Source organism: Noviherbaspirillum sp. (assembly GCF_035944575.1).
Lineage (GTDB): Bacteria > Pseudomonadota > Gammaproteobacteria > Burkholderiales > Burkholderiaceae_D > Noviherbaspirillum.
Genome location: NZ_DASZBA010000142.1, coordinates 1 through 26,938, shown reverse-complemented (window position 1 = coordinate 26,938; position 26,938 = coordinate 1). Strand labels below are relative to the sequence as shown.

The following is a 26,938-nucleotide window of genomic DNA, read 5'->3' as shown; positions in this document are numbered from 1 at the left end:
GACTGGCATAGCGCAGCGCATTCGATAACAGATTCACAAGCACCTCCCGCAGATGCAGCGGGTCGAACCTCACCTGGTAACCCGTCATGTCGCCGAGATGGATCATGTCCGGAGCGACCGCATGCGTTTCACGGAATTCGGTCAGCAGTTCGTTGCAGAATGGCGCCAGCACAAGCGGTTCGGCTTGCGTTTGCGCCTTGCGTGACAGCTTCAGTATGTCTTCGATCATCCGGTTCAGGCGCCGGACGTTGTCGCCGATGATGGTCAGGAGCCGCGATTGCACCGGCTCGGTGATCTCTTCGCCGAGCAGTGAAGCGGCATGGGAGATCGCCGACAACGGATTGCGCACCTCGTGCGCGATGCTTGCGGTCAGCCGTCCCATTGAAGCCAGCTTCAATTGCTGCGCCTGGTTTTCGATTTCGGTGACGTCCTGCAGGAAAACGATCGCCCTCTCCTCGCCGAGATTCCTGGTCTCCACCTTGGCGAAGCGCAGTTTCAGATGTGAAGCGAGTTCCCTCCGAGCCTCGCGGGCGATGGTCGAACCCTGCAGCGTTGCCAGCTCTTCGCGTGGCTTCACCACCACAAACGTGGACCAGTCGGTGTTGCCCGCCTTCTGTTCGCCAGCCCCGCTGGTCCAGGCTGAATAAGCTTCGGCAATCGGTGCCAATGAGGACAATTCGGCCAGCTTGTAACGAGGCCGCCCGTAAGGCACGGTAAGTCCAAGCATGCGTTCGGCTGCCGGATTGGCTGCGAATATCCAGCCGTCACTGCCGACGACCAGAATACCGTCCCCCATATCGGCGATGACCAGACGGTTGATTGCCTCTTGTATACGCAGGTCGCGACCGCGCTGCGTTGCCAGGTTTTCCTGCTTGATCAGCCTGGCGGCCAGCCGGTTGATGACATAAGCCGCTGCGAAGAAGGCCGCGCCGTACAGGCCGGCGCGCGATATCGCGGCCTCGGTGGAGGTACTGATGAGCTGGTAACCGGCTTCGCCGAGCATGACGATCGTGACCAAAGCGGCGAAGAACAGCGCCAGTACCAGCGGCGCGAGAATCGCGCAGCCCGCCAGAGGGAACAGATAAAGAATGGCAAGGCCACTCTTGGCGCCACCGGCGGCAACGTACAGCAGCGATATCGCCGTGACATCCACTGCGATCTGCACAACCAGCTGCACTATGTAGCGACGCTGGAGATAAATCGTCAACGCCGCGAAAGCGAAGGCGGCCACGAGATAGGCTGCACAAGTCCGCCAATCGACGAAATCGATGCCCTGATCGAATCCTTGCCTGGTATTGAAACTGATATAAACCAACAGCACGCCGGCAATGACGATGCGCGTGAAGCTGAAGGTTTGCAGCGTTCGCCAGAGCGTTTCCCGGGTTTCGGTCGTGACCGGACTGGAGATCGGCATTACAGCGGAGAAGCGCCCAGGCGCCTGTGCTCTTCACTGCAGAAAACCGCGCCGGAAGGATCGGTGACCGATTCCGACGCCGGAACGTGCGTCTTGCAATAGGCGCACTCGATCATCGGTTCTGCATCGGCCACCATGGGCTTTTCCCGATGCGGCGCTTTGGTTTGAATGGATTTCTTTTTACCGTACAGCAGCCATAAGACGACGACCGCGGCCAACACGACCCAAATCATTATTTTCACGCCAGTCCCCGGTGCAGCACGACTTCCAGTACAAAGCGGCTGCCGACATAAGCCAGAAGGAGCGTGGCAAAACCGGACAGCGTGAAACTCAATGCAGTCTTGCCGCGCCAGCCACGCCAGTGCCGCCCGGCCAGAAGCAGGCCGAACAACGCCCACGACAGCAGGGTGAAGATGATCTTATGGTCCCATTTGAAGGGGATGCCGAACAACTGCTCGGAGAATACGATGCCCGACAACACGGTAAGGGTCAGGAGCCCGAAGCCGAATGCGATCAGCCTGAAAAGCAGTTTTTCCATCGTGAGCAAGGCCGGCAGCCGATCGATCGCAGCGGCCAGCCAGCCACGCTGCGCGACGTCGGGGCGCATATGCAACTTGGATTCCTGGAGCGCCATCAGGACTGCGTGGAACGCGGCAATCGTCAAGGTGCTGTAAGCGAGGATGGAGATCGCGATATGCCAGGAGAACCAAACCGATTTGCCGGCCAGCGGCACCACGCTGCCGGGGAACGCAAGCGGCAGCATCGCGGCAACGGCCGCGCACGGCAACACCAGCACGCGCAGGCCATCGAGGGAAAAATTGCGGTTCTCCAGCCAATATGCGGCAACCGATATCCAGAGTGTGGCCGAAAGCATGATGGCAAATCCGATCCGCAGGGAGTCGGGCGCCACCATGCCGCCCCACAGCGCGGCGCCATGCAGCAGCCATCCGGCGGCGGTGCCGGCCGCAATCGCGCCGCGCCGTTGCGACGGCAGCAGCGCGGAGATTGCATAAAACAATGCAGCCAGGACAAGAAGGGATATTTGCATCGCGGGAAGAGATCAAAAACAGGGATCGAGTTTACACCATGTCGGTCCGCAGACAAGCGGTGTCAGGCATCCAAACCACGTCCCGTGGGCAATTGGTATTTTCTGAGTTTGTCGTACAAGGTTTTTTTGGGCACGCCGAGCTGCTCGGCGGTCGCTGCGACGCTTCCCTCGCACGTCGCCATTGCCTGAACAATGAGGCTGCGTTCGAACGCATCGACCTGCTGCGGCAGACTCTGTACCGCATTGCCTGGCTTTCCCTCCTGTCCCCTACCTTCCGCCGCGGGGCCGACGCCGCTCAAATTTTCAATGCCAAGAACGAGACGGTCGGCAAAATTCCGTAATTCGCGTACGTTTCCGGGCCAATCCTGCGCTTGCCACATCGCCATCTGCGCGGCGGTCCATTCCGGAACCGGACGTTGATAGCGGATGGCGGCGCCCTGGACGAAATGCGCGAGCAGCAACGGAATATCGTCACGGCGTTCCGCAAGCGACGGCAGGTCGATGGTGACAACGCCGATGCGGTAGTAGAGGTCCTCGCGGAAACCGCCCCGGGATGCGAGCCGCAACAGGTCTGCCTTGCTGGCAGCGATGACACGGCAATCGATACTGATCGGGTCATTGCCGCCCAGGCGCTCAAGCTGGCGTTCCTGCAGCACGCGCAGCAGCTTGACCTGCAATGGCATCGGCATGCTTTCGATCTCGTCGAGAAACACCGTGCCACCGTTTGCATACTCGAGCTTGCCGATACGCCGCTTGTGCGCGCTGGTGAATGCGCCGGCCTCGTGGCCGAAAATCTCGCTCTCGAAAACGGTTTCGGGCAATGCGCCGCAGTTGATGGCGACGAAAGGCCCCTTTCGTCCACTGGCGGCATGCAGCTGCCGCGCGACGACTTCCTTGCCGCTACCGGTCTGACCGTTGATCAGCACGTCGGCGGCCGTCGGGCCGACGCTGCGGATCAGGGTGCGGACGCGTTCAAGCGCCGGAGACTGGCCGGTCAGCGCCGGCATGTCCGGATGCGACAGCCAGGCGGCCTTGAGCCGCCGGTTTTCCAGAACCAGAGTGCGCTTTTCCTGTGCCCGCCGCACCGTTTCCATCAACCGATCAGCGGCAAACGGCTTTTCGATGAAATCATAAGCGCCGGTCCGCATCGCCTCGACCGCCATGCCGACATCGCCATGGCCGGTCACCAGGATGACCGGCAAATCGGGATCAAGCGCCACTGACTGCGCCAGCAGGTCGAGGCCGGATTTTCCCGGCAGCCGGACGTCGGTAATCACGACGCCGGGAAAGCCGGGCTGCAGCCATTTCTGCGCCTGTTCCGTGCTGGCGCAGGCGTGTACGGTAAAGCCGCCCAGTTGCAGCGTCTGGGCGGTTGCCATGCGCACCGCCTGTTCGTCTTCAATTAATAATGCTTCACATACTGACAAGCTGTTCTCCTATCGCCGTCCGCGCTTCCGCCTGCGGCAAGGGTAATCGCACCAGAAATTCCGCACCACCGCCGGACGGATTGTGCGCGCTGAGTTGCCCATTCATTGCCTGAACGATCGACGACGAAATCGCCAGTCCCAATCCCAAACCCTTGCCGGAAGGCTTGGTGGTAAAAAACGGCTCAAACAGATGCTGCGCAACCAGTTCCGGAATGCCGGCGCCCGAATCGCGAATCGCAATGACCGCATCGTTGTGCTGGCGCTGCAGGCGGATCGACACCCGTTTCGTCGCTGCGCTTTCCACCGCGTCGATCGCATTGCGCATCAGGTTGATCAATACCTGCTCGATCCGCACTGCATCGCCGATCACGGTTAACGGCTCCTGAATGTCTATTTCCAGCCCCACGTCATTGCGGTGGAATTCGCTTTCCAGCAATGCGGCCGATGCGTGGATGGACTGCGCAAGATCGACCGCTGATACGGTTTCATGGCTCTTGCGGGCAAAACCCTTCAACTGCCCGATGATCGCGCCCATCCTGCCGCTGGCGGCACTGATGTGCGTAAGGTTTTCGCTTGCGGGGCCCATCTGTCCGCGGGCGAGGAAAGTGACCGCGTTGTCGGCAAAGGCACGAATGGCGGTGAGAGGTTGGCTAAGTTCATGCGTCATCCCGGCTGCCATCTGCCCGAGCATGGCGAGTTTTCCCGCCTGCACCAATTCATTCTGCGTGGAACGTAAGATATGCTCGGTTTCCTTCAGCTTCGCGTATTTCGCTGCCAGCGTCTGATTCGCCTGCAGCAAGGCCTCGGTGCTCTGCGCAATCCGGCGGTCGAGTTCTTCCGCCGCCTGCTGCAGCGCTTTACGCGATGCCATTCGCTCTTCCATCCGCTGCCGGCGTTGATAGATCGCCCATGAGGAAATGGCAGCAATTGCCAGAACCAGCGCACAAGCCAGTGCCGTCAGCATGGCGCTGCGCTCTATCTGCGCATGAGACGGAAAGAGCATGAGCTGCCATCCCAGGCGGCCGATCGGTTGCGAGACCGATTCGCCAAATCCGGATTGCATGGCGACGGGAAGGTCCCGGATGGGCGTGATTCGCCGGCCGGCGTACTGCAAGGTGCCGGCAAGGTCGCGCTGGGCGTTCGCATCCAGCGCGACGGTGCTGTGATATTTCCAGTCAGGGCGGTTGCTCAGGAAAACCACCCTGCTTCTATCAACCAGTGCGATCGGGTCCTCACTGCTGCGCCAGGTTTCTTCGAATTCGGACAGGCTGATCTTGACCGCGATGACGCCGACCGGTCTTCCCGCGCCGCGCGATCCGGCGACCGGGTACACCGGCTGGGCGATGAAATAACCAGGCTCGCCTGTGGCGTTGCCGATGCCGTAGAAGCGCCCGGCGTCACCCTTCATTGCCTCGTAAAAATAAGGGCGGAAATTGAAGTTCCTGCCTACAAAGGTGAGCGGCTGGTCCCAGTTGCTCGACGAGAGCGTATTGCCGTCACGGTCCATTAGGTAAATTGCGCTGACCTTCGCCTGCCTTTGGATCGCCTGCAGGATCAGGTTGAGCCGGTGTACGGCAGCCTTGTTTTCCGGATTGGCCAGCGCCTGAGTGACTTCAGGCTGGAAAGCAACCACGAAGGGAAGCGTCTCGAATTTTTCCAGCACCGATTCCAGGTTGAGCGCAATCAGGTGCAGTTGCCGCTCGCTGCTGAATTCGATGTCGCTGCGTGCCCGGCTTTCGCCGACCAGATAGGCGGCCACCACCACGGCGGCCGCACACCATAAAGCGAGCAAAAGCAGGACGATGCGATTTCTGGATGTCATACCGGCGTCGGATGTCTATCTATATATATGGCTTTGGAAGTTTTGGAAGTGTGCAGCGTTCATGCCAGCTTGCACCATCGCACAAGTGCTTGAGTAGTCAAAGTATCTTCCCCCGCTTCCTCTCCCGTGACCATACTGTGCGGAAAACCGCAAAAATTCCGGAATGCATACTCTGGCTTGCATCCAAAATAGTTTCCCGTACGTATCATATCCCGCATACCGACCTCTGTCGGACGAATGCATCTGCAAAGGGGGAATCAAAACATGCCAATTTCATCATTACTGCGGATGCTTGCCGCGCTTTGCGCAATGGGCGTAACGGGTGCGCACGCGCAAGGCTTCGCGGCGCCGGATCAGGGAAAGCTGCTTGCCACCGGCGGGGTCAGCCAGGTCGAAGGCGCTGGCGGCGGCGGGCTGACGCCCTGGGCGCTGATTACCGGTTACGGGACCCGCGACAGCTATGGCGGCAACGCCCATTACACCGTGGTCAGAACGCAGGACCATGCACTCAATACCTACGGCGTGGCACTTGGCCTCGCCGACCGGCTCGAACTGTCGGCCGCCAAACAGGTATTCAAGGGCACCGACGGACCGTTGAATAACCTGGAAATCCGGCAGGACATCTTCGGTGTCAAACTCAAGGTCGCCGGCGACGCGGTCTACGACCAGGATACGGCAATGCCGCAGATCGCGGTCGGCCTGATGGTCAAGCGCAATGACGGCGTGCGCGGCCTTGGCCCCGTCGGCAACGTTACCCAGCTCGGCGCGAAAAAGGACGATGGTATCGATTACTACCTGTCCGCCACCAAGATCCTGCTCGACAAAAGCCTGCTGCTCAATGGCACGCTGCGCGCCACCAAGGCCAACCAGATGGGCCTGCTGGGATTCGGCGGCGACCGGCGTGACCGCTATCAGCCAATGCTGGAAATGTCCGCCGCCTACCTGATCAACCGCAAGCTGGCGGTGGGCCTCGAATACCGGATGAAACCACAGAACCTCGCGGTGGATGACGAAAAGGATTACTACGACGCCTTCATCGCCTGGTTTCCGAACAAACACATATCGATCACCGCCGCCTACGTCGCGCTCGGCGACATCACGGTCCTGAATCCGAAACGGCAGAAGGGCTTTTATTTGTCGCTGCAGGCTGGCTTCTAATTTTTTCAATGGGGGAATGATGAAATCAATATTGCGCCATGCAATGGCTGTCCTGCTTGCGGTGCTGATGGGCTCTGCCGCAATCGCACAGACACCGGCGGCCAATGATGCGATTTACCAGGGACTGGGCGGGAAGGAGGGCATCCGCAAAGTGGTGGACGATTTTCTCGTCATTGTCCTGGCCGACGCCCGGATCAGCGAATCCTTCAAGGACGTCGACATGGAGCGTCTGGCATCGCTCCTGGCAGAGCAGTTCTGCCAGCTCGGCGGCGGTCCCTGCAAGTACAGCGGCAAGGACATGAAGACCATCCATGAAGACCTGAAGATTACCAATGCCGCCTTCAACGCGCTTGCGGAAGATCTGCACATCGCCATGGAGAAGAACGGCATTCCGTCCAGCGTGCAGAACAAACTGGTCGCAAAGCTGGCTCCGATGCAGCGCGACGTGGTCACGCGATGATGCCATGATCTATTTTTCGTCTGCCTTACCCATTCGTTTGTGCGCCGCAACGTTATTTGCGTCCATGCTTCTTGCTTCTACGTCGAGCCATGCCGGCAATGTCGCTGCCACCATGACCGACAAGGCCGGCGCGCCGCTAAGCAACGTGGTGCTGTTCGCAACGCCGGTTGGCGTGGCCGTTCCGCCTCCGCAACGCCCCCTTGAGCCGGCCACCATCGTGCAGGAGGAACTGCAATTCAAGCCTTACGTAAGCGTTGTCCGCGCCGGCACCGCGATCGGTTTCCCCAACAACGACAAGATCGAGCATCACGTCAAATCGTTTTCACCGGCCAAGGAATTTGAATACAAGGTGTATGACAAGGGAACGCCGCCGCCGGTCGTGTTCGACAAGCCTGGCCTGGTCGTGGTCTATTGCCTCCTGCATGGCTGGATGCGTTCATACATTATGGTCGTCGACACACCCCATCATTCACTGGCGGATGCCGCCGGCTCGGCCAGGCTGGACGGATTGCCGGATGGCACCTACGAAGTCAAGGCATGGCACCCCGACCTGGGGAGCATCAAGCCGCCTCTGACCCAGACCGTGAAGATTACCGGTGGCGGCACCCAGCCGCTCGCGTTCAATTTCGACTTCGTGCCGAGAAAGCCGAGGACGGCAAAGTAACTGAGATCAGCGCAGGAAACGGCGGTCCCGGCTGATCATCGCCAGCTCCACGAATTCACTGCCCGTATTGTCGGTCTCGCCATGGGAGACCATCAGGCCGCCGGGATCGACTCTCTTTCATGAACTGCGCCTGATTCCCGTCGGCGCGGATCGCCTTGATCAGGCCGGCGGTGGTAGCGGCCGATCCGACGTCGATCGATCTCCTTCATCGCGCGGTGATCTGCCCGGTCAGGGCTAACCGATTTCCAGCAATTCATCATGGCTGTCTCCGGTTTTCCGTTACGCGAACCCTCGATGCACGTCCATGCCATGTTGTTTCACATTGGCAAGTAAGTCATTGGTTTTGCAGGGAAATTTAAGGAGCGGTCTGCACACGGGTGCGAACAGGCCGAAATTCAGCTGGATGACGTGCGGGATTCTGCAGCTTGCGCCGACGCAGCGGAATCCGGCAAGGGCATCGGGTAAAATGACAGGCCGGTTTCGGTGTCCGCCGTCGGCCTACTGCCGGGCCTGCACCGCCTCATCCTCTTACATAAAGTTCACATCCCATGCTCGACAATCTGACCCAACGACTCGCCAAGGTGGTCAAGACCATGCGCGGCGAGGCGCGCCTGACCGAATCCAACACCGCCGACATGCTGCGCGAAGTGCGGCTGGCATTGCTGGAGGCGGACGTCGCCCTGCCGGCGGTGCGCGAATTCATCGGCCGCGTCAAGGAAAAGGCGCTCGGCGAAGAAGTCATCGGCTCCCTGTCGCCCGGCCAGGCACTGGTCGGCGTGGTACAGCGCGAACTCGCCGCCATCATGGGCGCCGACCTCGGCCCGGAAGCATCCCAGCTAAATTTTGCCACCCAGCCGCCGGCGGTCATCCTGATGGCCGGCCTCCAAGGCGCCGGCAAAACCACCACGGTCGGCAAGCTGGCGAAATACCTGCGCGAAGAGAAGAAGAAAAAGGTGCTGACGGTATCCGCCGACGTCTACCGTCCGGCGGCGATCGGCCAGCTGAAGACCGTCACCGGTCAAGCCGGCGCCGACTTCTTCCCGTCCGAGCCGACTGATAAACCGGTCGATATCGCACTGGCCGCGCTGGATTATGCCAAGCGGCATTATCACGACGTGCTGCTCGTCGATACCGCAGGCCGTCTCGGCATCGATGAAGCGATGATGCAGGAGATCGCCGCGCTGCACGCGGCCGTCAAGCCGATCGAGACCCTGTTCGTGGTGGATGCCATGCTCGGCCAGGATGCGATCAATACCGCCAAGGCATTCAATGACGCGCTGCCGCTGACCGGCGTGGTGCTGACCAAGCTGGACGGCGACGCCCGGGGCGGCGCGGCATTGTCGGTCCGGCATATCACCGGCAAGCCGATCAAGTTCGCCGGGGTGGCAGAAAAGCTCGACGGCCTGGAGGCCTTCGATGCCAGCCGGATGGCGAACCGCATTCTGGGCATGGGAGATATTCTCGCCCTCGTGGAAGAGGCCCGCAAGGGCGTGGACGTGGCGGCGGCACAGGATCTGGCGGAGAAGATCAAGGTCGGCGGCAAGTTCGACCTGAACGACTTCAAAACCCAGATATCGCAGATGAAGAAGATGGGCGGCCTGTCCAGCCTGATGGACAAGCTGCCGGCGCAGTTCCAGCAGGCGGCCAGCGGAGCCAATATGGATCAGGCCGAAAAGCAGGTCCGCCGCATGGAAGGCATCATCAATTCGATGACGCCGCTGGAGCGCGCCAAGCCGGAACTGATCAAAGCCTCCCGCAAGCGCCGGATCGCCGCCGGCGCCGGCGTCCAGGTCCAAGAGGTCAACCGCATGCTGGCCCAGTTCGAGCAGATGCAGTCCATGATGAAGAAGCTGAAGGGCGGCGGCATGGCGAAAATGATGCGCGGCATGAAAGGCATGTTGCCGGGTATGCGCTGACCCCCATCTCCATGGCAGGCATCCGCAGGCCATGGAGTAAGCAGCCCCTTCGAAGCCCTCTTGCCTGCCCGTTCGACAGTTCAGCCCATCCCCTCTTCCGGTACCTGATTCCCTCTTCCGATATCCGCAGATCGCGCTGCGGCGATGCAGCACTCGATCCGCACTACGCGATCATGCTTTTCCCCTATGAAGACGACGTGGCACCGAGTAGACAAAATCGCGTAAGTATGTGCAAAAAAGACTTGCATAGCTATCAAAAGCGCACCACTATTAGCGGTGCGTGATATGACGCATTTTCCCAACACTTTTGTGAAGGAGGCTTGAAGATGGCAACAGCCAAAAAACCCGCGGCCAAATCAGCCGCAAAGAAGCCCGCAGCAAAGAAAGCAGCAGCAAAGCCTGCAGCAAAAAAAGCGGCACCAGCAAAGAAAGCCGCTCCAGCTAAAAAGGCAGCAGCCAAGCCGGTAGCAAAGAAGGCCGCCGCGAAGCCCGCAGCAAAGAAAGCCGCGCCAGCCAAAAAGGCAGCAGCCAAGCCCGCAGCAAAGAAAGCCGCAGCAAAACCAAAGACCGCGCGCAAACCAAATGCAGCATTCATGAAGCCGATGACCCCATCCGCCACGCTGGGCGCGGTCATCGGTGCGAATCCGCTGCCGCGTACTGAAGTCACCAAGAAGGTCTGGGACTACATCAAGAAGAACAAGCTGCAAGACGAAGCCAACAAACGCATGATCAATGCGGATGACAAGCTCAAAGCTGTGTTTGGCGGGAAGAAGCAAGTGTCGATGTTCGAAATGACCAAACTCATTTCCAATCACCTGCAATAATCGTTTTCCCAAAGGCCAAACAAAAACGCCCGCATCGCGCGGGCGTTTTTGTTTGCAGCACGCTCATTTAGCCTGCACCACAATCTATCATCCTGGCCAGGGTAAAAGCTGGTTCATCGGATAAATCGAAAGAGCCGCTCACTTTCTGAATTCCCACTGTTTCCATGCGGCCAGAACCGCATTGGGATAAGGCGCCTTGCCCCGGCTGCCGTTATACCGCCCCAGCGCAAGGTATAGATTGCCGCCTTCCATATCCAGGTACATGCGCAAAATCGAGCAGCCATAGCGCAAATTGGTCTGCATGTGGAACAGCTTCCTGCGATCGCCGTCGCCGACGACGCGCGTCCAGAACGGCATGACCTGCATGTAGCCGTGGGCACCGACCGGAGAAATGGCGTACTTCCGGAATGCCGATTCGACCTGGATCAATCCCAATACCAGTGCGGAATCCAGCCCTGCGCGCTTGGATTCATACCAGACGGTTTCCAGGAATTCGCGCCGGACCTGCCGGTCGGGCATTTTCTTTTTCAAACGCTCCGACATTTCACCCAGCCAGTGCAGGTACTGGATGCGTTCATCAATGTTGGCGAACTCCGGTTTCGGAGGGCGCGCATCACTGATTGCGTTTGACAGCGCCACACGCACCGAATCGGCGATCGCCTCCTCTTTTTGATTGCCGGCGATCGCAAGTCCGATTGGCGCCATAAACGCGACGGCAACCACGGACGTCATGAAATGACGCCGAAAACGGACACCACCCATCAGACCGCGAGCCTGCCGCCTATGAACGCAACCATTTCGGCCGCAGGAACGGCGGTTGCGGTGGCGTCGCGCCGCCCCTGGTATTCCAGCTTGCCTTCCTTAAGTCCACGCTCACCGACGACGATACGATGTGGCACACCGATCAATTCCCAATCAGCAAACATAACGCCAGGCCGCTCGCCGCGATCATCGACGATCACATCCACGCCGGCAGCAAGAAGTGCCTCATAAAGCCTGTCCGTCTCCGCCTTCACCGCCTCGCTGCGGTCATACCCCATCGGGCACAACACGACTTCGAACGGCGCAATCGACGCCGGCCAGATGATGCCCTTGTCGTCGAAATTCTGCTCAATTGCCGCGCCCAGAATGCGTGTCACGCCGATGCCGTAGCAGCCCATCTGCATCAATTGCGGCTTGCCGGTCTCATCCAGATATGTCGCATTCATATCCTTCGAATACCGGGTTCCGAGTTGGAACACATGGCCGACTTCAATTCCGCGCTGGATGGCCAGCACGCCCTTTCCGTCCGGCGAGAGGTCACCTTCGACAACATTGCGCAGGTCGGCTACGATCGGTTCCGGCACGTCGCGGCCCCAGTTGACACCGGTGAAATGGAAATCCGCCTCATTAGCGCCGCACACGAAATCGCTCATGGCGGCTACGGTCCGGTCGGCGACCACATTGACCGGCTTCTGGGTGCCGATCGGACCAAGATAACCCGGTGGTGTGCCGAACCACTCGACGATCTCGGCTTCGCTCGCAAACCGATAGCCGGTCAGGCCCGGGACTTTGCCCGCTTTGACCTCGTTGAGATCATGGTCGCCGCGCAGCAGCAGCAGCCACACCTCCTTTTTCACGCTGCCTTCCTGCTCTCTTTCCACGGTCAAGACGATCGACTTGACCGTACGGGACAAGGGAAGACCCAGCAGTTCGGCCACGTCCTCGCACTTCGATTTTCCGGGTGTCGGAGTCTTGGTCAAGGTCTCCGCAGGAGCAGCGCGTCCGGTTGCAGGCGCCAGCGCCTCCGCCGCTTCGATGTTGGCGGCGTAGTCGGAAGTCGGGCAATACACCAGTGCGTCTTCACCCGTGTCCGCGATCACGTGGAACTCATGCGAGCCGGAGCCGCCGATTGCGCCGTTGTCGGCCGCAACCGCGCGGAACTGGAGACCGAAGCGATCGAAGATGCGGACATACGCGTCATACATCACCTGATACGACTTCTGCATGCCGTCGGCATCGCGGTCGAAGGAATAGGCATCCTTCATCGTGAATTCGCGGCCGCGCATCAGGCCGAATCGTGGACGCCGCTCATCGCGGAACTTGGTCTGGATGTGATAAAAATTGATCGGAAGCTGGCGATACGATTTGATGTCGGACCTAACGATATCAGTGATCACTTCTTCCGACGTCGGCTGGATTGCGAAGTCTCTGCCATGCCGGTCCTTGACCCGCATCAGTTCCGGGCCCATCTTGTCCCAGCGCCCGGTCTCCTGCCACAGTTCGGCGGGTTGCACGACCGGCATTAGCAATTCGACCGCGCCGGCGCGGTTCATTTCTTCGCGGACGATGTTTTCCACCTTGCGGATGACCCGCAAGCCCATCGGCATGTAGTTATAGATGCCGGACCCAAGCCGTTTGATCATCCCTGCCCGAAGCATAAGTTTATGGCTGATGATTTCGGCGTCGGACGGTGCTTCTTTGAGAGTGGAAACAAAAAATCGTGAGGCGCGCATGGCGGTGAATTCTTTTTAAAAAGAGAGGGTTATAATCAACTCAATTTTAAAGGATTAGCTGGCTGATGCACCCATTCCGCACACAATTGATTCATGACTGCCGCCCCGTACAGTGCTTGCAGATGCGCTGTACGGGGCGGCGCATGCCAAACAGGTAACGACAGGGCACCAGCCGCAGAAAGTTTTGAGGTGCAACATGCTGGATCGTGAAGGCTTTCGCCCGAACGTCGGCATTATCCTGCTCAACACCAACAATGAAGTATGGTGGGGCAAACGGGTGCGCGAACATTCGTGGCAATTCCCGCAGGGCGGCATCAAGTTCGGCGAAACGCCGGAACAGGCGATGTACCGCGAGCTGGAAGAAGAAGTCGGCTTGCGGGCGGAACACGTCAAGATCATCGGCCGAACCCGGGACTGGCTTCGTTACGAAGTCCCGGACCGGTTCATCAAGCGTGAGATCCGGGGCCACTACCGCGGCCAAAAACAGATCTGGTTTCTGCTGCGGATGATCGGTCGGGACTGCGATATCAATCTGCGCATCACCGACCATCCGGAATTCGACGCATGGCGCTGGCACGATTACTGGGTGCCACTGGATGTCGTGATTGAATTCAAGCGCGAGGTCTATCAGAAGGCATTGCAGGAATTATCACGCTTTCTTACCCGCCCCGGACGCAACAGCGGGCCGCGCCAGAATGCCCGCTACCTGCGCCAGAACCATGGAACACGGGTAAGCGAAGAAGCTTCGCCCCCGGTAGCCAAACCCAAGAACGAATGAGCTTTTTGAATGGTATTGATCGATTTTCTTTTCACGGCTGACACATCGGCAAGGCGCTTTGTGATGCGCGCTGCTGCTTGCGCAACGCTTATTTCCTTGACTGCGCTTGGCCATGCGCAATCCCGCTTTGAAGAGGAGTTTGATGATGAGAAAAAGCCCTGGCAGGAAATAGCGGTCCAGTTACCGGCCGCTCCTGCCGCAGAGAATCTCATTCCGTTCTATGTCAGCGCCACCGCCACGCAGTCTTTCGCCGTCGACGGCAATTCGGTCACGGTCGGAGGCGACGGGGTGGTGCGCTACACAATGGTTACTCAAAGCAGCGCGGGTGCGAGCAATATCAGCTACGAGGGAATTCGCTGCGAATCATTCGAGAAGAAGCTTTATGCGTTTGGGCGCTCGGACGGCAGCTGGTCGCGGTCACGACGGGATCAGTGGGAGCCGATCATGCGCAATGCAGCCAATCGTCAGCATGCCGCACTTGCAACGGAATATTTTTGCCAGGAAAAAACCATTGCCGGCAACGCGCAAAATATCGTGGATAGACTGCGCCAACAAAAATCTCTCGCGCCCCACCATTCCCGCTAAGGGGAACGGTGCGAGAGCTGGATGTCGGCAGTGGTGCAGGCTTAGAGCAGAACCATGTTATCCCGATGGATCAACTCCGGCTCTTCCACAAATCCCAATATCCCCAGGATCTCGGCGGACGGACGGCGCATGATGCGGCGGGCGTCGGAGCTGGCATAGTTACTCATGCCTCGGGCGACAGCCCGTCCCGACTCGTCAATGCAGGTGATCACATCGCCGCGGCCGAATTCTCCCTGCACATTCATGACGCCGATCGGCAGCAGCGATTTGCCTTCCGTCGTCAACTTTAGGACCGCTCCGGCATCGAGCACCACCTTGCCGGCCGTCTGCAAATGATCGGCCATCCATTGCTTGCGTGCGGTCAGTTGCGCTGTTTGCGCGGTCAATTGCGTCCCGATCGCTTCGCCGCTGGCCAATCGAACCAGCACTTTGTCTTCCCTGCCCCAGGCAATCACCGTATGCGCTCCGGAAGTCGCCGCGCGCTTGGCCGCGAGAATCTTGGTCAACATTCCGCCTCGGCCGATACCGGTTCCGGCTCCGCCCGCCATCGCCTCCAGCACCGGATCGCCCGCTTTCCCCTCATGCACGAATTGCGCATCCGGATCCTTGCGAGGATCTGCGGTGTACAAGCCCTTCTGATCGGTCAGGATCACCAGCGCATCGCCCTCGAGCAGGTTGGCCACCAAGGCGCCAAGCGTGTCGTTGTCGCCGAACTTGATCTCGTCGGTCACCACCGTATCGTTTTCATTAATGATAGGGACCACGGCAAGGCGCAGCAGGGTAAACAAAGTTGAGCGCGCATTCAGATAACGCTCGCGGTCAGCCAGGTCGGCATGCGTCAGCAATACCTGCGCAGTGCGCAACTGATGCTGACGAAAGCTGGTTTCATAAATCTGCGCAAGCCCCATCTGGCCCACCGCCGCACAAGCTTGCAGCTCATGAATTTCAGTGGGACGGCGTTCGAAGCCGAGCCGCTGCATCCCTTCCGCAATCGCACCGGAACTGACCAGCACCACTTCCTTGCCCATGGCGCGCAACTGGGCGATCTGCTCGGCCCACTTGGCGATGGCGACATGATCCAATCCTTTGCCGTCATTCGTGACAAGGGACGAACCGACTTTGATGATCAGGCGTTTGGACTTTTGAATGACGGAATTCATATTTGTTATTGTCTATCCCTGCACGGCAGGCGACGTGCGGACGGTCGCCATCTGATGAAACTCCGGGTCGCGCCGCTGCACATGAATGCGAAAACGTCTCCGGCGAACTTCTTATTCCATGACCTTGAATCGCGGATCGTCCGGATCGATCGAGGCAATACCCCGGGCCTCCTCAACCATTTGAGTTTCTTCCGCTCGATGTTCCTGCTGACGCTGCTCCGCTAGATACTCGTAGATTGCTGTCACGAGGGCTTCGCAACCCTCGCGGTTCAGCGCCGAGATTTCAAACACCGGGCCTTTCCAGCCGAAGCGCTTGACGAAATCCTTGACACGCTTTTTGCGCTCCTCTTCCGGTACCACGTCGAGTTTGTTCAGCACCAGCCAACGCGGCTTTTCAAAGAGCGATTCGTCGTACTTCTTCAGCTCCTTGACAATGGCCTTGGCCTCTTTGACCGGATCGACCGTATCTTCAAACGGCGCAAGATCCACGATATGCAGCAACAACCGTGTGCGCTGCAGATGGCGCAGGAATTGATGCCCCAATCCTGCGCCTTCTGCCGCTCCTTCGATCAGACCGGGAATATCTGCGATCACGAAGCTCTTTTCGTGGCTGACACGAACCACGCCCAGATTTGGATGCAAGGTTGTAAAAGGATAGTCGGCGATCTTTGGTCGCGCATTGGAGACTGCGGTAATGAACGTCGATTTACCGGCATTGGGCATACCAAGCAATCCGACATCCGCAAGGACTTTCAACTCCAGCCGCAATTCCCGGCGCTCGCCTTCCTTGCCATCCGTCTTTTGCCGCGGCGCCCGGTTGGTGGATGTCTTGAAATGGATATTGCCCCAGCCGCCCTCGCCGCCTTTAGCAAGCAATACCGCCTGGCCATGATCGGTCAGGTCAGCAATCATTTCACCTGTATTGACATCGGTGATCAAGGTTCCGACCGGCATGCGCAATTCAATATCATCCGCACCTTTACCGTAGCAATCCGAACCGCGCCCGTTTTCGCCGTTCTTTGCCTTGTGCAACTTGGAATATCGGAAGTCAACCAGCGTATTGATGTTACGGTCTGCGACCGCCCAAATGCTGCCGCCCTTACCGCCATCACCCCCATCGGGGCCGCCGAAAGGACGAAATTTTTCGCGGCAAAACGACGCGACGCCGTTGCCGCCGTCTCCCGCAATGACTTCAATTTTTGCTTCGTCGATGAACTTCATGATTTTGCCGCTGAAATGTGGTGCTACAAATTAAAAAGGCTCTACCGTCGGCAGAGCCTTTTGAAGGAAGGCTTTCGCCTTGGGTCGATAGCTGCCGGATCGATCAGGCAGGTACGACAACCACTGTATGACGCTGTGCAGCGCCCTTGGTAGTGAATTTCACTTTGCCGTCGATCAACGCGTACAGGGTATGATCCTTGCCCATACCGACGTTTTCACCCGCATGCAAACGGGTACCGCGCTGACGTACGATGATGCCGCCTGCATTGATGACCTGGCCGCCGTAAACTTTGACGCCAAGTCGCTTCGACTCGGAATCGCGACCGTTGCGCGTGGTGCCGCCGCCTTTTTTGTGTGCCATTTCAGACTCCTTGGTATTCGGTTAGCCCGATCGGTTCGCTTGATTAAGCGTTGATCGAGACGATTTGCAATTCGGTGTAATTTTGACGATGGCCCTGACGCTTCTGGTAGTGCTTGCGGCGGCGCATCTTGAAAATCTTAACCTTATCGTGACGACCGTGCGCCACTACCGTAGCCTGGACCTTGGCACCATCGACCAGCGGCGCACCAAACTTAATGGTGTCACCAGCGCCCACTGCGAGCACTTGATCAAGGGTGATTTCGGAACCAATGTCTGCCGGTATCTGTTCTACTTTGAGTTTTTCGCCAGCAGCAACTTTATATTGTTTGCCACCGGTTTTTATGACCGCGTACATGTGAAACCTCATCAATTGATTTAAAGGAACTTTCCCCGCTTGCACCTGTTTCAGACCGGCCAATTCGAGAAAACCCCAAATTATACATAGACTTAGCACCTCAGTCAAAGCAAATGCGGCTTGAGCGCCCGCTGGCCAATCAAGCTTCGAGCCTTCCGTACCATAACGACGCTACGTACTCCTTGTCGTCGTATAATTCCCGCAATTGATGATCTCAGCAGGTTTTTATCTTGTCCGCCGCCTTCAGACCCGCCATTCAACACTCCATCACCGATCCGATAGCTGCCGACATGGATGCCGTGAACACGGTGATTCGTTACCAGCTACATTCGGAAGTGCCGTTGGTGAATCAGATCGCGGAATACATCATCAGCGCGGGCGGAAAGCGCGTTCGGCCCGCCCTGGTGCTCCTGGTTGCCAACGCTCATGGCTATACGGGCTCTCATCACCATATGCTGGCTGCGGTAATCGAATTCATTCATACGGCGACCCTTTTGCATGACGATGTTGTCGATGAGTCTTCGCTTCGGCGCGGCCGGCAGACTGCTAACGCGCTTTTCGGCAATGCCGCCTCGGTTCTCGTTGGTGACTTCGTGTACTCACGGGCGTTTCAGATGATGGTCTCCGTCGACGATATGCGCGTCATGCAGATCCTCGCCGACGCGACCAATGTCATCGCCGAGGGCGAAGTATTGCAATTATTGAACATGCATGACCCAGACGTCACTGAAGAGCGCTATCTGCAAGTGATTCGCTGCAAAACCGCCAAACTATTCGAGGCGGCGGCGCAACTCGGCGCCCTGGTAGCTGGTGCGGATGCGGCGGCGATAAGCGCGGCCGCCGAATACGGTCGATCGCTTGGTACCGCGTTCCAACTCATCGACGATGTATTGGATTATTCGGGCAATGCAAACGATATTGGCAAGAATGTCGGCGACGACCTGCGCGAAGGCAAACCCACCTTGCCGCTCATTTACCTTTTACAACACGGCACACCTGATCAACGAAACCTCGTACGTGCCTGCATTGAAAATGGCGATGAGCAGCAATTCGAGGCGGTATTGCATGCAATTACAACATCGGGTGCGCTTGATTACACTAAGCGTGAAGCTGAAAAAGCCGCACATCGTGCCAGTGAAGCTATTGCAAAGCTGTCAGATAGCCAATTTAAAGATTCTTTGCTAGAATTATGCGCTTTCGCGGTCGACCGAAATCATTAAGCACCTCCCGCTTACTCACTCGGTGACGACACCGGAATCGGGGTGTAGCTTAGCCTGGTAGAGCGCTACGTTCGGGACGTAGAGGCCGGAGGTTCGAATCCTCTCACCCCGACCAGGTTTTCTTTCAGCTCTTCGTCCACCTTGCCCTCCCTTGGCAGCACAAATGCTGCTTTCTCACCGTGCCTGCAAACATGAAATGTTATTCGTGGCAGCGTTAAACGCTATGCCACAAACCCCGGCATCGAACCAAAACAAGTATCTACGCAACTTTTCGGGCTTCCCTTCACCCGCCGAACAGATTATTACTTGATGCAACATCCGCAATATTGCACTGAATAAACTGTGACATTTACGGCAACAGCCTTGCAAATGAAGCAAGACAATGTCGCATTACCTTTACAAATCAGATGCCTATAGGCATTATCTAATGGAATTTAGATGATCCTTCCGTAATCTTCCATCTCAATCTATGGCGGCAGTCCTTCCAAATCCTGCTTCAAGCAGTGCAATGTCCGGTCTGGCGCGGGCATTGGTGCAAGCCGGCCGCATATCGCATCAGCAAGCGGAAACGGTTACCAAACAATCCGCATCGGAAAAGATTCCATTTATCGACGCGTTGCTTGAAAGCCGGGCGATTGATGCGCGTACGCTGGCAAGTTTTTGTTCGGAAACTTTCGGCTATCCGATGCTGGACCTTTCCGCATTCAGTGTCAGCCATTTGCCGGACAAGATAATTGATCCAAAGCTGATGCAGAAGCAGAGGGTCATTGCACTCGGAAAGCGCGGCAATAAAGTCGCAGTAGCAATTTCGGATCCGACCAATACCCAGATACTGGACCAGATCAAATTCCAGACGGAACTCACCGTCGAGCCGGTGGTAGTCGAACATACCTTGCTTTTACAGCAGCTTGAAAAGCTTGGTCAGAGCGAGAAGCAGAATCTGGAAGAGTTGATGGGCGATGACCTCGACATCGACTTCAACGAAGAAGACATGTCAGGTCAGGTCGACCCTGCAGCTTCCGATATCGATGACGCACCGGTCGTTAAGTTTTTGCAAAAGATTCTTCTCGATGCGATCAATATGGGCGCATCGGATTTGCATTTTGAACCGTTCGAAAAGTTCTACCGGATCCGGTTCCGGATCGACGGTGTGCTACGGGACATCGCGCAGCCGCCGCTTGCGATCAAGGAAAAACTGGCATCGCGGATAAAGGTGATTTCAAAACTCGATATTTCGGAAAAGCGCGTACCGCAGGATGGACGCATGAAATTGGTGGTCTCGAAAAACCGCGCGATTGACTTCCGAGTGAGTACGCTGCCTACGCTGTTCGGCGAGAAGATCGTCATGCGTATTCTCGACGCAACCCAGGCCCAGATGGGCATCGAGTCGCTGGGCTACGATCCGGACCAGAAGGAAATGCTGCTGGAAGCAATCCAGCGTCCTTACGGAATGGTTCTGGTGACCGGTCCGACCGGCTCGGGTAAAACGGTGTCGCTTTATACCTGCCTGAACATTCTCAATAAGCCAGGCATCAACATCTCCACCGCGGAAGATCCGGCTGAAATTAACTTGCCGGGCGTGAATCAGGTTAACGTCAATGACCGTGCGGGCCTTACCTTTGCCGTCGCTTTGAAGGCATTCCTCCGCCAGGATCCCGACATCATCATGGTTGGTGAGATCCGGGATCTGGAGACTGCCGATATCGCGATCAAGGCCGCACAAACGGGTCATATGGTGTTTTCCACGCTCCATACCAACGATGCACCGTCGACGCTGACGCGCCTGATGAATATGGGCGTTGCGCCGTTCAATATCGCCTCATCCGTCATCATGATTACCGCGCAGCGACTCGCGCGCCGCCTCTGCACCTGCAAGCAGGCTGCAGCCATTCCTGACGAGACGCTGATCGAGGCGGGATTCAAGGAAGAAGAACTGGACGGGACATGGGTGCCGTATAAAGCCGTCGGCTGCGAACGCTGCAGCGGCAGCGGGTACAAAGGCCGCGTCGGCATCTACCAGATCATGCCCATCAGCGAAGACATCGAACGCATCATTCTCGCCCACGGCACCGCACTCGAAATCGAAGAGCAGGCACGCAACGATGGCGTAAAAACCTTGCGTGAAGCCGGCTTGGTGAAAGTAAAACAAGGACTGACAAGCCTTGAAGAAGTGCTCAACTGCACCAACCAATAAGGAAGAGGAAGACCATGGCCACTGCAGGGCGTAAAGTTGCAAGCTCAGGTCAGATCAAGGAAATGATTTTTGCCTGGGAAGGCAAAGACAAGAGCGGCAAAATAATCAAGGGCGAACTTCGCGCAAATGGCGAGGCTAGCGTCAACGTGACGTTGCGCCGCCAGGGCATTCTCGTGACGAAGGTGAAAAAGAAAACCTTCCGCAGCGGGAAGAAGATTACTGAAAAGGACATCAGCTTGTTTACCAGGCAGTTGGCGACGATGATGAAGGCTGGCGTGCCGTTGCTGCAGTCCTTCGATATCGTCGCAAAGGGCCATTCCAACCCCTCGGTATCAAAGCTGATTCAGGACATCCGCTCGGATGTGGAAACGGGTAGCAGCCTGAATCAGGCGTTCCGGAAGTTTCCACTGTATTTCGACAATCTTTTCTGCAATCTCGTCGCAGCCGGAGAACAGGCCGGTATCCTCGAAGACTTGCTCACCCGTCTCGCGATCTACAAGGAAAAGACCCTCGCAATCAAAGGCAAGATCAAGTCGGCACTCTTTTATCCGGTGTCGATTCTGGTTGTTGCTTTCGTGGTGACCGCCGTGATCATGATCTGGGTGGTTCCGGCGTTCAAGGAGGTGTTCAAAAGCTTCGGTGCGGACTTGCCCGCGCCGACGCTCATCGTCATGTCGATTTCCGACTTTTTTGTCGCCTATTGGTATCTGATTTTCGGCTCCATCTTCACCACCCTGTACTTGTTCTTCCAGTCATGGAAGCGCTCCTACAAAGTGCAGCGCTTCATGGACAAGGCCCTGTTGCAGGCTCCCATCTTCGGAAGCGTGGTCAGGAAGGCAACCATTGCGCGCTGGACCAGGACATTGGCAACCATGTTCGCCGCTGGCGTACCTCTGGTGGAGTCCCTTGACTCGGTCGGCGGCGCATCAGGCAATGCCGTTTACATGGATGCAACGAAAAAAATCCAGACCGAGGTAAGCACCGGTACAAGCCTAACGGTTGCCATGCAGAACGCGGATGTGTTTCCGAACATGGTGACGCAGATGGTATCGATCGGCGAAGAGTCCGGTGCACTCGATCAAATGCTGAGCAAGGTAGCCGATTTTTATGAGGCCGAAGTGGACGAGGCCGTGGCCTCTCTTTCAAGCCTGATGGAACCGCTGATCATGGCCATTCTGGGTGTGCTGATCGGCGGCTTGGTCATTGCAATGTATCTGCCTATCTTCAAACTCGGCGCTGTTGTGTGATGGGAGACGCGGTACTCTTCGCCCCGCCCGGCATGGTGGTCGCGACCGTGTATGCCGGGATTGTGGGCTTGCTGATAGGAAGTTTCCTCAACGTCGTGATCCACCGCCTGCCACGGATGATGCAGCGCGAATCCGACAACTATGTTGCCCATGAAAGCGGCAAGCCCTTGCCGCATACCGACCGTTATAATCTGATGGTGCCCCGTTCCGCCTGTCCGCATTGCGGCCATCGGATCACTGCGCTCGAGAATGTGCCGGTGATCAGTTATTTGGCCTTGGGCGGCAAATGCAGGCAATGCAAGGCACCAATATCGATCCGCTATCCGGCAATCGAGTTGCTGACAGGAGCGCTATCGGCGTTCGTAATCTGGCGTTTCGGCAGTGGCGTAGTAGGACTTGCGACGCTGTTGTTCATCTATTTCCTGATCGCGATGACATTCATCGATGCGGACACGCAATTATTGCCTGACGATCTGACATTGCCACTCCTCTGGTGCGGTTTGTTATTCAACATGAATGCGTCATTTGTGCCGCTGGACGAGGCAGTGATAGGCGCAGTGGCCGGCTACCTGAGCCTGTGGAGCGTTTATTGGCTGTTCAAGCTCGCGACTGGCAAGGAAGGCATGGGCTACGGCGACTTCAAGCTTCTCGCGGCTCTGGGCGCATGGATGGGATGGAAAATGCTGCCGATCATCATCCTGCTTTCATCGGTCGTTGGTGCGATCGTCGGCATTGCACTGATTGTTCTTACCAAGCGTGGCCGTGACAACCCGATTCCCTTCGGTCCCTATTTGGCGGTGGCGGGCCTCATCGCTTTGTTATACGGAAAATCGCTCACGCAAGCCTATCTCGGCTTTGCAATCTAAATCATGGCTACCCCAGAACATTCACATGCGCGCTTTTCGGTTGGATTGACCGGCGGTATAGGAAGCGGCAAAACGACGGTATCGGATATGTTCGCTGAAAGAGGCGCCGCCATTATCGATACCGACACGATTGCGCATGCGTTGACTGCGCCGGGCGGAATTGCAATTCCTGCCATACACGCGCAGTTTGGCGAAGCGTTTCTCACTGCCGATGGTGCGATGGACAGGACGAAGGTGCGCGAATATGTATTCGCACAACCGGAAGCGAAAGCGCGTCTGGAGGCGATACTCCACCCTTTGATCCGCATCGAAACCGAGCGCGCTGCCGCCGAAGCAGCGGGTGCCTATCTGCTTTTTGTCGTACCTCTGCTGGTTGAATCGGGTTCCTGGAAACAGCGGGTCAATCGTGTCCTGGTCATTGATTGCCCTGAGTCGCTTCAAGTCGCGCGCGTCGTTCGCCGCAGCGGATTAAGCGAATCGCAGGTGTACGCAATCATGGGGGCGCAAACGACTCGTACCGAACGACTTGCTGCGGCTGACGACGTCATCGTCAATGACGACGGGACAGATGCGTTGCGACCCCAGGTGGACAGATTACATGCGCTATATCTGTCGATGAGTTCCGCCCGGTCATAGGGCAGCCATGCATTTGTAATTTTTCATCGCTTCGTTCAGAATCACGTAATTGTCGTTCAGCCGAACTATTAAGGGATGCCACTTTGATCACCTACGAATACCCTTTCAATGAGCGTATTCGCACTTTGTTGCGGCTAGAAGACTTGTATGAAAAATTCGTTTTTTTTCTATACCAGGAACATCCTCAGCAGCACCACATCGCTCTCTCCACCATTTTTGAAATGCTTGAGGTCGCCGGCCGCGCGGACCTGAAGTCGGATCTGCTGCAGGAACTCGAACGGCAGAAGCAGACGCTACTCGGATTCAAAACCAATCCCAATGTCGAAACCGAACGGCTCAATGCCGTGCTGGCCGACGTCGACCGCAGCAGCGCGGCCCTGATGGCGGCACAGGGCAAGACCGGGCAGAACGTGCGTGACAATGAATGGCTGATGAGCATCCGCGGAAGGACGATCATCCCCGGCGGCGCCTGCGAATTCGATCTTCCCTCCTACTATGCCTGGCAGCAGCATTCGGCACAGCAACGCTTCAACGATATATCGAACTGGTTCGCTCCACTGGCGCCGCTCTTCGACGCAATTGGTGTCGTGTTGCGCTTGCTGCGTGAATCGGGACGTTCTTCAAAAACCATAGCGCAGGCAGGCAACTACCAGCAGATGTTGCAGGGCAAGGTCTATCAAATGCTCAGGCTGACGATCGACCAGAATCTTGGCGCCATCCCGGAAATTTCAGCGAACAAATATATGCTCTGGGTCCGATTCACGTCACAGGACGGCGACATGAAGCCGAAGTCGTACGAGAACGACGTACCTTTTGAGCTTACGCTCTGCAATTTCTGAGCTGCGCCTCGTTCCGTCTTTGGATGGCGGCGAGCGCGATTCCTGCAAACCTTTCGTCGACAACTATAATGATCGCCTTAACGAACTGATTGTTTTGGAGGTTTCATGGCAACCATTGTGGATTGTCCGACATGCGGGAAAAAGGTGGAGTGGTCCGAGGCAAGCAAGTTTCGCCCCTTTTGCTCCAATCGATGCAAGCAAATCGATCTCGGCGCGTGGGCCGAGGAAAAGTATGCGATTCCGGCAGTGACGCCGCCGAAGGATTTTGACGACGACAGCATACCGCCGCAGTAATCAATCCTGCGCCGCTGATCCGTAGCGCAATCGATCAAGCCATTCAATAAGGGGAATCGTTGCAGGAAGCAATGGTTCCACACCCACACTTCCCTGCCAGGCGAATGCCTGTCCTTCCAGGCTTTGTGGCTCACCTTGCCACTCGCGGCTGATATAAAAATGCAGGCGTACATGCGCATGCGGATAGACATGCTCCACACAACACCACGGCTCCCCGGAGACAAGGGAGATGCCCAATTCTTCGACGAACTCCCGCTTGAGCGCATCGAAGATGGATTCATCTGCTTCTACTTTTCCGCCGGGGAATTCCCAGTAGCCGGGATAAGGCTTTCCCTCTGGCCGCTGACCGAGTAATACATCGCCGTTCTGCTTCATCAGGATGCCGACCGCGACGTCGATCGGTGCGCTATGGGTCGATACCATCGATTAGCTTGCCGATTCGGCAATCTTGCCGGCATAGTCTCTCGCGAATTGCCAGGCCACCCTTCCCGACCGCGAGCCGCGTTGCAGCGCCCATCGCAGCGCATCGCCCCGCGCCGCTTCCACCTGTTGCGCGTTGCATCCGAAATGCGCCAGCCAGTGCCCAACGATGGCCAGATAATCGTCTTGCTTGAATGAGTAAAACGAGACCCATAATCCGAACCGCTCGGACAGGGAAATTTTTTCTTCGACCGTTTCGCCGGGATGGAGGTCTCCATCTTCAGTATGAGTATAAGTGGCGTTGTCGGACATCCGTTCCGGCATCAAGTGACGGCGATTCGACGTCGCATAGATCAGCACATTGTCCGATTGCGCCGCAATACTGCCGTCAAGTGCAACCTTCAGTGCCTTGTAGCCGCTTTCGCCTTCCTCGAACGACAAATCGTCGCAAAAAATAATGAAGCGCTCCGGCCGGCCCGCGACCAGATCCACGATGTCGGGCAGGTCCGCGAGATCATCCTTGTCCACTTCGATCAGCCTCAAGCCATACTGTGCATACTGGTTCAGACATGCCTTGATCAAGGATGATTTACCGGTACCTCGCGCTCCGGTCAGAAGCACGTTGTTGGCCGGTTTGCCATGTACGAATTGCCGTGTGTTCTGTTCGATCTGCTGCTTCTGCACATCGATGTGATGCAGATCCGACAGCGCAATCGGCGCGATGTGTCCGACCGGTTGCAAGTAACCGCGTGCGTTGCCCGCAGATTTTCGCCAGCGGAATGCCCGCCCGGCGTTCCAGTCGGGCTGTGTCCCCGCCTGCGGCAGAATCGCTTCGATACGCGCCAGCAAGGCTTCGGCGCGGACGAGAAATTGATCGAGCTGCGTCATGGCGATTCCGAATCAGGAGCGGTAATCCGCATTGATACTGACATAGTCATGCGACAGATCGCAGGTCCAGATGGTGGCTGCGGCATCGCCCCGCGCCAGCTTGACCCGGATCGTGATCTCGCTTTGCTTCATCACCCGCTGGCCGTCAGCTTCCTGGTAATCAGGATGACGTCCACCATTACGTGCCACCCACACGTCATCGAGATAGAGATTCAGTTTCGACACATCGAGATCGTCGATACCGGCGTAGCCGATGGCTGCAAGAATCCGTCCCAGGTTCGGGTCGGACGCGAAGAAGGCAGTCTTCACCAGCGGCGAATGCCCGATCGAATAAGCGATCTTGCGGCACTCCTCGACGCTCGCCCCTTCTTCCACCGTGATGGTCATGAATTTGGTCGCGCCTTCGCCATCGCGAATGATGAGCTGGGCGAGTTCCTGCGACAAGCCGATGACGGCCTCCGACAGCGCGGCATATTCCGGTGAATCCATATCATTGACTTCGACATCCGATGCGCCGGTTGCCATCAGAATGAAGGAATCGTTGGTCGACGTGTCGCCATCAATGGTGATGCAGTTGAAAGACTTGTCCGCCGCCGCCTTGACCAGGTGATCCAGAACCGGCTGGGCCACTTTGGCATCCATGGCA

At 57.4% G+C, this 26,938-nt stretch carries 28 protein-coding genes and 1 tRNA gene; 15 read left to right on the top strand and 14 right to left on the bottom strand.

The features are described 5' to 3' along the window. From VGU61_RS10015 to VGU61_RS09995, 5 genes are all read right to left on the bottom strand, one after another. Positions 1 to 1,414 (bottom strand): histidine kinase dimerization/phospho-acceptor domain-containing protein (locus tag VGU61_RS10015; RefSeq protein ID WP_326858970.1); only part of this gene is annotated, 1,414 nt, incomplete at its 3' end. Beyond that, complete coding sequence (locus VGU61_RS10010; protein ID WP_326858972.1) at positions 1,414 to 1,647, bottom strand: PP0621 family protein; 234 nt, start codon at positions 1,645 to 1,647, stop codon at positions 1,414 to 1,416. The genes VGU61_RS10010 and VGU61_RS10015, both read right to left, overlap by 1 nt. A gap of 5 nt (positions 1,648 to 1,652) precedes the next feature. After that, on the bottom strand, positions 1,653 to 2,462 hold the full coding sequence (locus tag VGU61_RS10005; RefSeq protein ID WP_326858969.1) for a cytochrome C assembly family protein: 810 nt from the start codon (positions 2,460 to 2,462) through the stop codon (positions 1,653 to 1,655). Between the two features lie 62 nt (positions 2,463 to 2,524). Then, the gene (locus tag VGU61_RS10000; protein ID WP_414691617.1) at positions 2,525 to 3,841 is read right to left on the bottom strand and encodes a sigma-54-dependent transcriptional regulator; all 1,317 of its coding nucleotides are present in this window, start codon (positions 3,839 to 3,841) and stop codon (positions 2,525 to 2,527) included. 34 nt (positions 3,842 to 3,875) lie between these two features. Next, on the bottom strand, positions 3,876 to 5,711 hold the full coding sequence (locus VGU61_RS09995) for a sensor histidine kinase (protein ID WP_326858967.1): 1,836 nt from the start codon (positions 5,709 to 5,711) through the stop codon (positions 3,876 to 3,878). A 264-nt stretch (positions 5,712 to 5,975) separates the two neighbouring features. Between VGU61_RS09995 and VGU61_RS09990 the strand changes: the two genes are divergently transcribed. From VGU61_RS09990 to VGU61_RS09970, 5 genes are all read left to right on the top strand, one after another. Then, complete coding sequence (locus VGU61_RS09990; protein ID WP_414691616.1) at positions 5,976 to 6,869, top strand: DUF3034 family protein; 894 nt, start codon at positions 5,976 to 5,978, stop codon at positions 6,867 to 6,869. Between the two features lie 19 nt (positions 6,870 to 6,888). Next, complete coding sequence (locus VGU61_RS09985; protein WP_326858966.1) at positions 6,889 to 7,329, top strand: group 1 truncated hemoglobin; 441 nt, start codon at positions 6,889 to 6,891, stop codon at positions 7,327 to 7,329. A gap of 64 nt (positions 7,330 to 7,393) precedes the next feature. After that, the gene (locus tag VGU61_RS09980) at positions 7,394 to 7,993 is read left to right on the top strand and encodes a methylamine utilization protein (protein WP_326858965.1); all 600 of its coding nucleotides are present in this window, start codon (positions 7,394 to 7,396) and stop codon (positions 7,991 to 7,993) included. A gap of 548 nt (positions 7,994 to 8,541) precedes the next feature. Further along, the gene (ffh, locus tag VGU61_RS09975; RefSeq protein ID WP_326858964.1) at positions 8,542 to 9,909 is read left to right on the top strand and encodes a signal recognition particle protein; all 1,368 of its coding nucleotides are present in this window, start codon (positions 8,542 to 8,544) and stop codon (positions 9,907 to 9,909) included. Positions 9,910 to 10,235: 326 nt separating this feature from the next. Then, a complete protein-coding gene (locus VGU61_RS09970; RefSeq protein WP_326858963.1) occupies positions 10,236 to 10,733 on the top strand; it encodes an SWIB/MDM2 domain-containing protein in 498 nt (165 codons plus the stop codon). A gap of 138 nt (positions 10,734 to 10,871) precedes the next feature. On the opposite strand, the gene VGU61_RS09965 is transcribed toward VGU61_RS09970, so the two are convergent. Next, the gene (locus VGU61_RS09965; protein WP_326858962.1) at positions 10,872 to 11,465 is read right to left on the bottom strand and encodes a lytic transglycosylase domain-containing protein; all 594 of its coding nucleotides are present in this window, start codon (positions 11,463 to 11,465) and stop codon (positions 10,872 to 10,874) included. Between the two features lie 29 nt (positions 11,466 to 11,494). Continuing rightward, positions 11,495 to 13,228, bottom strand: a complete 1,734-nt coding sequence (locus VGU61_RS09960) for a proline--tRNA ligase (protein WP_326858961.1) — start codon at positions 13,226 to 13,228, stop codon at positions 11,495 to 11,497. 196 nt (positions 13,229 to 13,424) lie between these two features. Between VGU61_RS09960 and VGU61_RS09955 the strand changes: the two genes are divergently transcribed. Together VGU61_RS09955 and VGU61_RS09950 are read left to right on the top strand one after the other, a co-directional pair. Next, complete coding sequence (locus VGU61_RS09955) at positions 13,425 to 14,006, top strand: RNA pyrophosphohydrolase (protein WP_326858960.1); 582 nt, start codon at positions 13,425 to 13,427, stop codon at positions 14,004 to 14,006. A 9-nt stretch (positions 14,007 to 14,015) separates the two neighbouring features. Further along, complete coding sequence (locus VGU61_RS09950) at positions 14,016 to 14,591, top strand: CNP1-like family protein (RefSeq protein WP_326858959.1); 576 nt, start codon at positions 14,016 to 14,018, stop codon at positions 14,589 to 14,591. Positions 14,592 to 14,632: 41 nt separating this feature from the next. Here VGU61_RS09950 and proB read toward each other — a convergent pair whose 3' ends face one another. The 4 genes from proB to rplU form a co-directional block, all read right to left on the bottom strand. Continuing rightward, the gene (gene proB, locus VGU61_RS09945; protein ID WP_326858958.1) at positions 14,633 to 15,751 is read right to left on the bottom strand and encodes a glutamate 5-kinase; all 1,119 of its coding nucleotides are present in this window, start codon (positions 15,749 to 15,751) and stop codon (positions 14,633 to 14,635) included. A 111-nt stretch (positions 15,752 to 15,862) separates the two neighbouring features. Then, entirely contained in the window at positions 15,863 to 16,972 is a 1,110-nt protein-coding gene (obgE, locus tag VGU61_RS09940; protein WP_326858957.1) for a GTPase ObgE, read from the bottom strand. 103 nt (positions 16,973 to 17,075) lie between these two features. Then, positions 17,076 to 17,333 (bottom strand): 50S ribosomal protein L27, encoded by a 258-nt coding sequence (gene rpmA, locus VGU61_RS09935; protein ID WP_326858956.1) that lies wholly within the window; start codon positions 17,331 to 17,333, stop codon positions 17,076 to 17,078. A 43-nt stretch (positions 17,334 to 17,376) separates the two neighbouring features. Further along, positions 17,377 to 17,688: a 50S ribosomal protein L21 gene (gene rplU / locus VGU61_RS09930; RefSeq protein WP_151635680.1), complete on the bottom strand. Its 312-nt coding sequence runs from the start codon at positions 17,686 to 17,688 to the stop codon at positions 17,377 to 17,379. Between the two features lie 230 nt (positions 17,689 to 17,918). Here rplU and ispB point away from each other — a divergent pair, with 230 nt between their 5' ends. The 8 genes from ispB to yacG all read left to right on the top strand — a co-directional run bounded on the left by ispB (position 17,919) and on the right by yacG (position 24,984). Beyond that, on the top strand, positions 17,919 to 18,908 hold the full coding sequence (gene ispB, locus VGU61_RS09925; RefSeq protein ID WP_326858955.1) for an octaprenyl diphosphate synthase: 990 nt from the start codon (positions 17,919 to 17,921) through the stop codon (positions 18,906 to 18,908). Between the two features lie 38 nt (positions 18,909 to 18,946). Continuing rightward, a tRNA-Pro gene (locus VGU61_RS09920) sits at positions 18,947 to 19,023 on the top strand. A gap of 393 nt (positions 19,024 to 19,416) precedes the next feature. Next, positions 19,417 to 21,102, top strand: a complete 1,686-nt coding sequence (gene pilB, locus VGU61_RS09915; RefSeq protein WP_326858954.1) for a type IV-A pilus assembly ATPase PilB — start codon at positions 19,417 to 19,419, stop codon at positions 21,100 to 21,102. Positions 21,103 to 21,116: 14 nt separating this feature from the next. After that, positions 21,117 to 22,349 (top strand): type II secretion system F family protein, encoded by a 1,233-nt coding sequence (locus tag VGU61_RS09910; protein WP_326858953.1) that lies wholly within the window; start codon positions 21,117 to 21,119, stop codon positions 22,347 to 22,349. Further along, on the top strand, positions 22,349 to 23,215 hold the full coding sequence (locus VGU61_RS09905) for an A24 family peptidase (RefSeq protein WP_326858952.1): 867 nt from the start codon (positions 22,349 to 22,351) through the stop codon (positions 23,213 to 23,215). The genes VGU61_RS09910 and VGU61_RS09905 overlap by 1 nt, the downstream gene beginning before the upstream one ends. Before the next feature lie 3 nt (positions 23,216 to 23,218). After that, positions 23,219 to 23,851 carry a dephospho-CoA kinase gene (coaE, locus tag VGU61_RS09900; RefSeq protein WP_326858951.1) on the top strand — a complete coding sequence of 211 codons (633 nt, stop codon included), beginning with the start codon at positions 23,219 to 23,221 and terminating at the stop codon, positions 23,849 to 23,851. An 83-nt stretch (positions 23,852 to 23,934) separates the two neighbouring features. Continuing rightward, positions 23,935 to 24,690 (top strand): cell division protein ZapD, encoded by a 756-nt coding sequence (gene zapD, locus VGU61_RS09895; RefSeq protein WP_326858950.1) that lies wholly within the window; start codon positions 23,935 to 23,937, stop codon positions 24,688 to 24,690. 105 nt (positions 24,691 to 24,795) lie between these two features. Next, positions 24,796 to 24,984 carry a DNA gyrase inhibitor YacG gene (gene yacG / locus VGU61_RS09890; protein ID WP_326858949.1) on the top strand — a complete coding sequence of 63 codons (189 nt, stop codon included), beginning with the start codon at positions 24,796 to 24,798 and terminating at the stop codon, positions 24,982 to 24,984. Here the strand turns inward: yacG and VGU61_RS09885 are convergent, their stop codons facing one another. The 3 genes from VGU61_RS09885 to VGU61_RS09875 form a co-directional block, all read right to left on the bottom strand. Then, a complete protein-coding gene (locus tag VGU61_RS09885) occupies positions 24,985 to 25,407 on the bottom strand; it encodes an NUDIX domain-containing protein (protein ID WP_326858948.1) in 423 nt (140 codons plus the stop codon). It lies immediately after the preceding gene. Positions 25,408 to 25,410: 3 nt separating this feature from the next. Beyond that, positions 25,411 to 26,292: an ATP-binding protein gene (locus tag VGU61_RS09880; RefSeq protein WP_326858947.1), complete on the bottom strand. Its 882-nt coding sequence runs from the start codon at positions 26,290 to 26,292 to the stop codon at positions 25,411 to 25,413. Positions 26,293 to 26,304: 12 nt separating this feature from the next. Further along, on the bottom strand, positions 26,305 to 26,938 hold a 634-nt coding region (locus VGU61_RS09875; RefSeq protein ID WP_326858946.1), incomplete at its 5' end, for a bifunctional ornithine acetyltransferase/N-acetylglutamate synthase.